Annotated in this window: 5 protein-coding genes, 1 pseudogene and 1 riboswitch; of the genes and pseudogenes, 2 read left to right on the forward strand and 4 right to left on the reverse strand. The window is 48.8% G+C overall.

Annotation, left to right across the window (positions count from 1 at the left end):
* Positions 1–5: 5 nt before the first annotated feature.
* Positions 6–1,673 (reverse strand): annotated as a pseudogene (locus tag BUB67_RS13740) (DNA internalization-related competence protein ComEC/Rec2); the annotation flags it as partial.
* A 131-nt stretch (positions 1,674–1,804) separates the two neighbouring features.
* Between BUB67_RS13740 and BUB67_RS17455 the strand changes: the two are divergent.
* Both BUB67_RS17455 and BUB67_RS13750 read left to right on the forward strand, forming a co-directional pair.
* A complete protein-coding gene (locus tag BUB67_RS17455) occupies positions 1,805–2,203 on the forward strand; it encodes a helix-turn-helix domain-containing protein (RefSeq protein WP_073239981.1) in 399 nt (132 codons plus the stop codon).
* A 221-nt stretch (positions 2,204–2,424) separates the two neighbouring features.
* Complete coding sequence (locus BUB67_RS13750; protein ID WP_073239982.1) at positions 2,425–3,501, forward strand: RNA-guided endonuclease InsQ/TnpB family protein; 1,077 nt, start codon at positions 2,425–2,427, stop codon at positions 3,499–3,501.
* An 82-nt stretch (positions 3,502–3,583) separates the two neighbouring features.
* On the opposite strand, the gene BUB67_RS16235 is transcribed toward BUB67_RS13750, so the two are convergent.
* The 3 genes from BUB67_RS16235 to BUB67_RS13760 form a co-directional block, all read right to left on the reverse strand.
* The gene (locus tag BUB67_RS16235; protein WP_143157091.1) at positions 3,584–3,955 is read right to left on the reverse strand and encodes a hypothetical protein; all 372 of its coding nucleotides are present in this window, start codon (positions 3,953–3,955) and stop codon (positions 3,584–3,586) included.
* 217 nt (positions 3,956–4,172) lie between these two features.
* Positions 4,173–4,373 (reverse strand): hypothetical protein, encoded by a 201-nt coding sequence (locus tag BUB67_RS13755; RefSeq protein ID WP_073239983.1) that lies wholly within the window; start codon positions 4,371–4,373, stop codon positions 4,173–4,175.
* Between the two features lie 517 nt (positions 4,374–4,890).
* Complete coding sequence (locus tag BUB67_RS13760; protein WP_073239984.1) at positions 4,891–5,964, reverse strand: stalk domain-containing protein; 1,074 nt, start codon at positions 5,962–5,964, stop codon at positions 4,891–4,893.
* 123 nt (positions 5,965–6,087) lie between these two features.
* Positions 6,088–6,176, reverse strand: a riboswitch (cyclic di-GMP riboswitch).
* Between the last annotated feature and the right edge of the window lie 410 nt (positions 6,177–6,586).

A 6,586-nucleotide genomic window follows, 5' to 3' on the forward strand; every position in this document is an offset into this window, starting at 1 on the left:
GACCTTTATTTACCTGTACTTACCTGCCATTTAGCGCCGTCGGTTTTTACTATAACCGCCCCGTGCTTGTCTGTGCGGTATACTTTACGGCATATTTTATCTAATGCTTCCACCGTCCCGGGGGCCGGGTGGCCGAAGCGGTTGTTGGCCCCCACGGAGATGACGGCAACCTCCGGATATACCTGGGCAAAAAAATCCGGGTGGCAATAAGCGCTGCCGTGGTGGGGCACTTTCAAAACTTCTGATTTGGGAAGATGTCCGTTTTGGACTAAATCCTCCTCTGCCTCTGTTTCTATGTCTCCTGTGAACAGCGCAGTCCTCCCTTGATAATCCAATAACATCACCAGGCTGCTGTTGTTGGCATCCGAGCGTGTTCCGGTATATTTTTCCTGTGGGGATAAAAACCGCAGGGTTATGTCAGGATCCACCTTTAACCGGTTTCCGGCCAGCGCCGGGTGAGAGGGTATACCCTTGTCCCTGATTTCTTTTAGTAAAATATCATACCCTTTATCTACCTCGTCTTCCCCTGCCAATCCGTAGGGGGAGACCACCACCATCTTCACAGGTATGGCCTGGATGACCGCCCGGGCTCCGCCGGCATGATCCGTGTGGGGGTGGGTAATGATTAATGCATCCAGGCGATTAATCCCCAGTCTGTGCAAGTAAGGCACCACCACCTGGTCGCCGGCCCCCCTGCCCGTAATTAATTCATCCCGCCAGCCGCCGGCATCCACCAGAACAGCACCCCCGTTTGGTGTTAAAATGAGCGCACTGTCCCCCTGACCCACATCGATAAAATGTATCTCCAGCCTATGATCAACCGGCCAGGCCAACCAGGTGAAGGTCAGTATGAGGAATAAAAGAAAACCGACAACGATTCTGTAGCTGCGCCCTTTCGCAATGTTCCCCAGAAGTTGTTTTACTACAGTCTGCCAGTCAGGACGCCTCAGTAGTTCAAAAAGGCCCACCAGCACCGGATAATATACAAACACCAGCCACAGGGGCGGCGTTGGGATGTACCAGGCCGCCCCGGGGAGAGAACTACAGAACTGCACCAACCAGAGGAACAGATCTGTCAGCAATCCTGTGGCCACATTGACAAAACCGGCCAGAGGCAGCAAGATCAAACCAAATAACAGGGAAATACCGCCAAACAGCATAATGAGGGCAACCAGGTGAGCCGTCAGTAAATTGGCCAGTACCGAAACCGGCGACACCAGGTTGAAATAGAGGACCACCAGCGGCAGCGTAGCCAGCTGGGCGGCCAGGGGTACGGTAATCAGCAAAGACATATTTCCGGGGAACTTGGGAAGGAGCTGCGCCAGTTTGGGTGTTAAATACAGCAAACCCCAGGTGGCGGCAAAGGAAAGTTGAAAGCCGATATCATACAGATCCAAAGGATTACAGATCAAAATGATGCCCGCGGCGGCGGCCAGGGTGGTGGGCCAGTCGGGCTGCCGCCCCAAATGATAAGCCAGCAAAAGCAGCATGGCCATTATGGTGGAACGAAAAACCGCCGGCCCCAGACCGGTCATAACAGCGTAAAAGAGCAGTACCGGAATGGCTACCCATGCGATAAAACGGCCAGGCACCCTCAGCAACCGCAGCAAGGCCAGCAGGATGACGGTAACCACGCCCACATGATAGCCGGACACGCTGAGGATGTGGACAACACCAGCAGTGGAACAGTAATAACACCTTTGACCTAGCGGTGGAACTTAATCAATATCAAAGAGATATTTTACGAACAAAGCATATTGTTAAAGAAGCCTTGAGTAAGATCCCACCCCTGGTCGGAGTAGACATGGCCCAACTTATTGGTGACCGATTGAGGTGCTTAAGGCATGATACCGGATTGAGTGTTTATCAGTTAAAGGAACTAACAGGCTTATCACATGAGACTATCCGCTGTATTGAGAATAATAAGTCGATTCCCAGAGTGTCAACTGCATTAAGGCTTGCTAAATTATTCTGTGTTTCCCCTGGCGTATTTCTTATCGTTCCGAATGATTTTTATTCAGAAAAGCTAACTGTAAGGTTTAAAAATCTTCGGTATATGTTGGGGTTAAAACAGAATGAATTTGCTGACCTATGTGGTTTAGATCCTTCAGTTATACGAAATTGGGAATTGGGTGTAACAGAACCAAACCGGCAAAGTAGGTATTATATTGAAACTATATTAGAATTATGCAAGGGCAGGTAGAAATCCTGCCCTTACTTACTCTTGTCTTTTTATGTGACTCTGTTTATTTTTCTCTTTGTAAAAGGCGATTTCGAGTTAATTGTTTTAATTTATACTTTAGCCGCCGGGAAAACCCTGGACCGCAGTCCGGGGATGAAAGGCGGCTTGGTTTTTAAGTATTGAGTATTTTCTTTTGAGTATGGTAAATTTTAGATATGGATATTAATTGCTGAGGTGTCACTATGCTTAAAACCTACAAGTACCGGCTCTATCCAACAAAAGAACAATCTCACAAGATGCATGAAATCTGCTTCCTGTGCAGTCTGGTGTATAACCAGTTCTTGGAGGAACGCCGGGAAGCCTGGGAAATATTCGGGGTTAGCCTTAGCTGCTATGAGCAAATAAAAGCTTTGCCTATCAAGAAAGAAGATGACCCACGGCTTAAACAAGTTTTTTCACAGGTACTTCAAGATGTGGCCCGGCGGGTGGATAAGACATTCCGGGCTTTCTTTCGTAGGGTGAAAGCTGGGGAGACCCCGGGCTATCCCAGGTTTAAGCCAGCCCAAAGATATAACAGTTTTACTTACCCGCAGTCTGGGTTTTCTTTGAAAGATAACCGTCTGGTACTCTCAAAGATAGGCCCGGTGAAAATAAAACTGCACCGTCCCATGGATGGTAAGGTTAAGACACTAACCATCCGGCGGCAGAACGGCAAATGGTACGCCTGCTTTTCAGTGGAGATAGATGCAGTACCACTACCGCCTACCGGTAAAGTCTGTGGCATAGACATGGGCTTAGAGAAATTTCTTACCACCTCAAACGGAGAAATGTTTCATAATCCCCGGCAATTACGCCAGGCAGAAAAGAAACTAAAGCAGCACCAACGCCGGGTATCCCGCAGGAAAAAAGGTTCTAACCGCAGAAAGAAGGCTGTCCGGGATCTGGCCCGGTGCCACGAAAAGGTGGCTAACCAGCGCCGGGATCTGCACCATAAGGTTGCCTGTTCCCTGGTAAACCGGTACGATATGATAGCCATTGAAGATTTGCAGGTTAAGAATATGACCCAGAATCACCACCTGGCCAAGAGTATTGCTGATGCCGGCTGGGGGAACTTCAGACTAATCCTAACGAGCAAGGCTGAGAGTGCCGGCCGTAAGGTAGTTGAAGTTGATCCCAAGCATACATCACAACTATGCTCCCGGTGTGGTGCCGAAGTGAAGAAAAAGCTATCTCAAAGGTGGCACCACTGCCCGGCTTGCGGTCTGTCTATAGACCGGGATGTAAATGCTGCCATTAACATTTTGAAACGAGCAGTATAACTACCGTAAAAATTAAGGCCCGGACGGGGCCTTCGGGGACGGGCGGCGGTAGCAGCCCGGATGAACCGAGAAGCCTCACGTTTTAACGTGGGGAGTCGTCACTTACTACATCAAAAGTATTATCCTTGTTAGTTTGGCAAATTTCAACAAACCTACCAGAAGAAGGTTGCCTTGTAAACAACTCCTCAACATTGGCTCCTATCATTTTGTAAAAATCCAACCGGGACATATATCTATGTACATCTATTTTCCTTGGTATTACACAATAAAAATTATTTAATAAACGTTGTGTTTGAAGATATTTCGCAAAACAACCAACCATTAAAAGGACATGTGTTTTAGCAAAATCTAAATTAGAGAAATCTAACCAAATCGTTTTTCTTATAGAGGGAAAGTGAAAATGCGGCAAAAATTGCCCTACAAGATTGCTCAGTTCTGTATATGACCAATCCATTACGTTAATCCTAAGATCCAATGTTACAAAACCCACCCTGTGTAATATTTGGTAAGGTATCTTCTATATTCCCTCTCAATCTCCTCCTTGTTTTGTGAAAATATTCAATAAACAAATAAGCCCCAGCAGAAGCCGGGGCCGGGGCCAGGATGAAATTTACCATAACCGTCTTGAGAATATGCAGGATTGTTGCTGGATTAGGTTTAAAGTGTAGTGATTAATCGCTGGTATCACCCTGCTCCCACAAGTTTTGCAGCCTTTCTAGGTGCCAAAGCTGCTTATATTGCAACTCCCTGAGTTTTCTGGTGAGATTACAAGATTCCCGGGGATCATCGGTTTCTTTAATCCGTTTTTTAAGTACATCTATCTCAATTTTGGTATTTTCCAGGGCCGCCTGAAGCTGCTTGTAGGTTAGCAATTATTATCAGCCCCTATCATTTGGGGAATTTCTTCGGTTAGTTTTAATATTCCTGCACTACTTCTAAAAATTTCCGTTACCATCTTATACTGGTTGCCCCGTTTAATTATCTTATACTAACTTTGAAGAGGTGTAAGAATGTTTTTTTGCAAGAGGAAATTCCCTAGTTTCGCAAAAAAACTGTTTTTGACATAATATGTTGGGGCTGAGTTAAAAAGCCCAGAAGCTGACGGTATTGCCTATCCAGAAATAGATGGATATAATGACCATAACTTAAAGAAAGGAAAAGGACATCTCTGTAGTGCGTGGTACTGCGCCAACAGTATCACTAGAGATGTCCACCCAACAAGTATGATCATTGTATCAGATTTTTCGCTGGTTGAGAATCCTGTAAATGGCGTTTCTGTTAGGGGTGTAGAAGGCAACGCACATTCTCCTTCCATGGTAAGTTGCAAAAAAAAATAAAAAGCCGAGCACCCCGGAAAAGGGATGTCCGGCTTTATTTCTGCTTTCGCCGTTAGTTGACCGCCACCACCTGGCCGTCCTCGACCCAGTTGACCTTCGCGTCCAGGTTCTCGCTCACGAACCGGAGCGGGACGACCGTCCGGCCCGGCGGGATCGCCTGCGCGGGCACGTCGAGGGTCACTTTCCGCCCGCTGACCTTTGCCTCGGTGCGGCCCAGGTACAGGGTCACCGTCTTCCCGCTGGCCGGGTTCGTGATGACAACCGCGCCGGCTTTGTATTTCACGTCCAGGCCCAGGGCTTCCGCAATCGCCCGGACCGGCACCATGGTGCGGCCTTCCTTCACGAACGGCTCGGCGTCAAAGTTGGTTTTCTTGCCCTTTACGAACACTTTAATGCCTTTCTTGCCCGCCTTCTTGTAAAGTTCGCCAGCTTTCTTGTACAGGTCCTCATCTCCGGGTTCAGCGGCGATAGCTTTCTCCATTTCTTCTGACGCTTCTCCTGCCTTGCCGAGTTCTTCCTTCAGGATGGCCCTGTAGGCGTATACGGCACCTGACACGGTTGTGGGCGATTCAAGCAGCTTTTCCAGTTCGGCCAGTGCCGCCTCCTTGTCACCCTTGGACTTCAGGCACTGGGCCAGGAGTACCGCAACCTTGGCTGTCGGGTGCGGCAGTTGTCCTTCCAGCTCTTTTAATGTTTCAATGGCCTTGTCGTATTCCCCGGTATTGCGGTAGGCAACCGCCAGCTTCCAGAGGAGCTTCTGGTCGCCAGGGTCTTCTGTCAGTTTCCGTTCCAATTCAGCGATGCGCTTTTCGAGGCCCTTCGCTCCCGGTTCGGTTAACTCCTCGTCATCGATCCCTTCGGTGATTTCCCGCCCAAGTCTTTCCTCCACCTTCACTTGAAACTCGTCGCCTTTGTTGCGCGTGCGGGTCTTGACCTCAAAATCACGCTTTTCTTTATGCTGGTATACATCTTCCGCGGTAGAACTCTCCTGGAGCTCTTTTTCCGTGCCGGTATTATCCATTCTGCCGTAATCCTTCTTACCCATGCCGAACGCCGTCCCAACCGTTCCGAAAAGGAAAATAACCAAAGTTAACGCGCTGAGAAACAACCTGGTTTTTCTCTTCATTCCTGCTTCCTCCTTTTACAAAGTTTTTCGCCAGAAGCTAACTCAAAAAACGTCCCCGGTTTGCCGGACCTCACCTCCTCTTTCCTGGACCGTCAGCTACCGGGGAAGAGTTTATTTCCTTTCCCCAGCAGCCGGGCTGCCGTAGCGAATCAACCGCTTTAGGCCCCTTGGCTTTGCGCCCCTGGTTTTCACCGGGTTTGCCCCTGGTGGGGATTCCTTCTAAATAAGTAATACGGCACGTCTTTCCTTTTTGGGAGGGCTTTCCTCAATAATCTCCTAGGCCTCGTTATCTAATTGAAAACCTGGTTCAAAAAAGTTCACAATACCTAACAATAAGTTAGATTTTTGTAAACCCGGCCCCCCATGACCAGGCTTTACACCTCCATGGAAAATTTTCCCTGGGGTGACAGGGGACCTCGGCCCCGGGAGTCTCACCCGGACGGAAAAACAGCGCTTTACGGGCGCAAAACGCGGCCATATGGAAAACCACGGGGGTTTCCGTCTTGCGTTGACCGTCCAGCGAAAGCCTTGCGGCTCTGCTTCCCGCGATCTGTTAGATGCGGCCTACCGGTTGTTCCCGTACTCCGGCTAAACGGGGTCACCTACTTGATAAAGCAAGGTG

This window comes from Desulforamulus putei DSM 12395 (assembly GCF_900129195.1).
In the GTDB taxonomy this organism is placed as follows: domain Bacteria; phylum Bacillota; class Desulfotomaculia; order Desulfotomaculales; family Desulfotomaculaceae; genus Desulfotomaculum; species Desulfotomaculum putei.

What these genes read in the sequence shown, in the direction of transcription:
- BUB67_RS17455 (WP_073239981.1), top strand. Translation starts at nt 1,805, where the DNA reads ATGGCCCAACTTATTGGTGACCGATTGAGGTGCTTAAGGCATGATACC.
- BUB67_RS13750 (WP_073239982.1), top strand. Translation starts at nt 2,425, where the DNA reads ATGCTTAAAACCTACAAGTACCGGCTCTATCCAACAAAAGAACAATCT.
- BUB67_RS16235 (WP_143157091.1), bottom strand. Translation starts at nt 3,955, where the DNA reads ATGGATTGGTCATATACAGAACTGAGCAATCTTGTAGGGCAATTTTTG.
- BUB67_RS13760 (WP_073239984.1), bottom strand. Translation starts at nt 5,964, where the DNA reads ATGAAGAGAAAAACCAGGTTGTTTCTCAGCGCGTTAACTTTGGTTATT.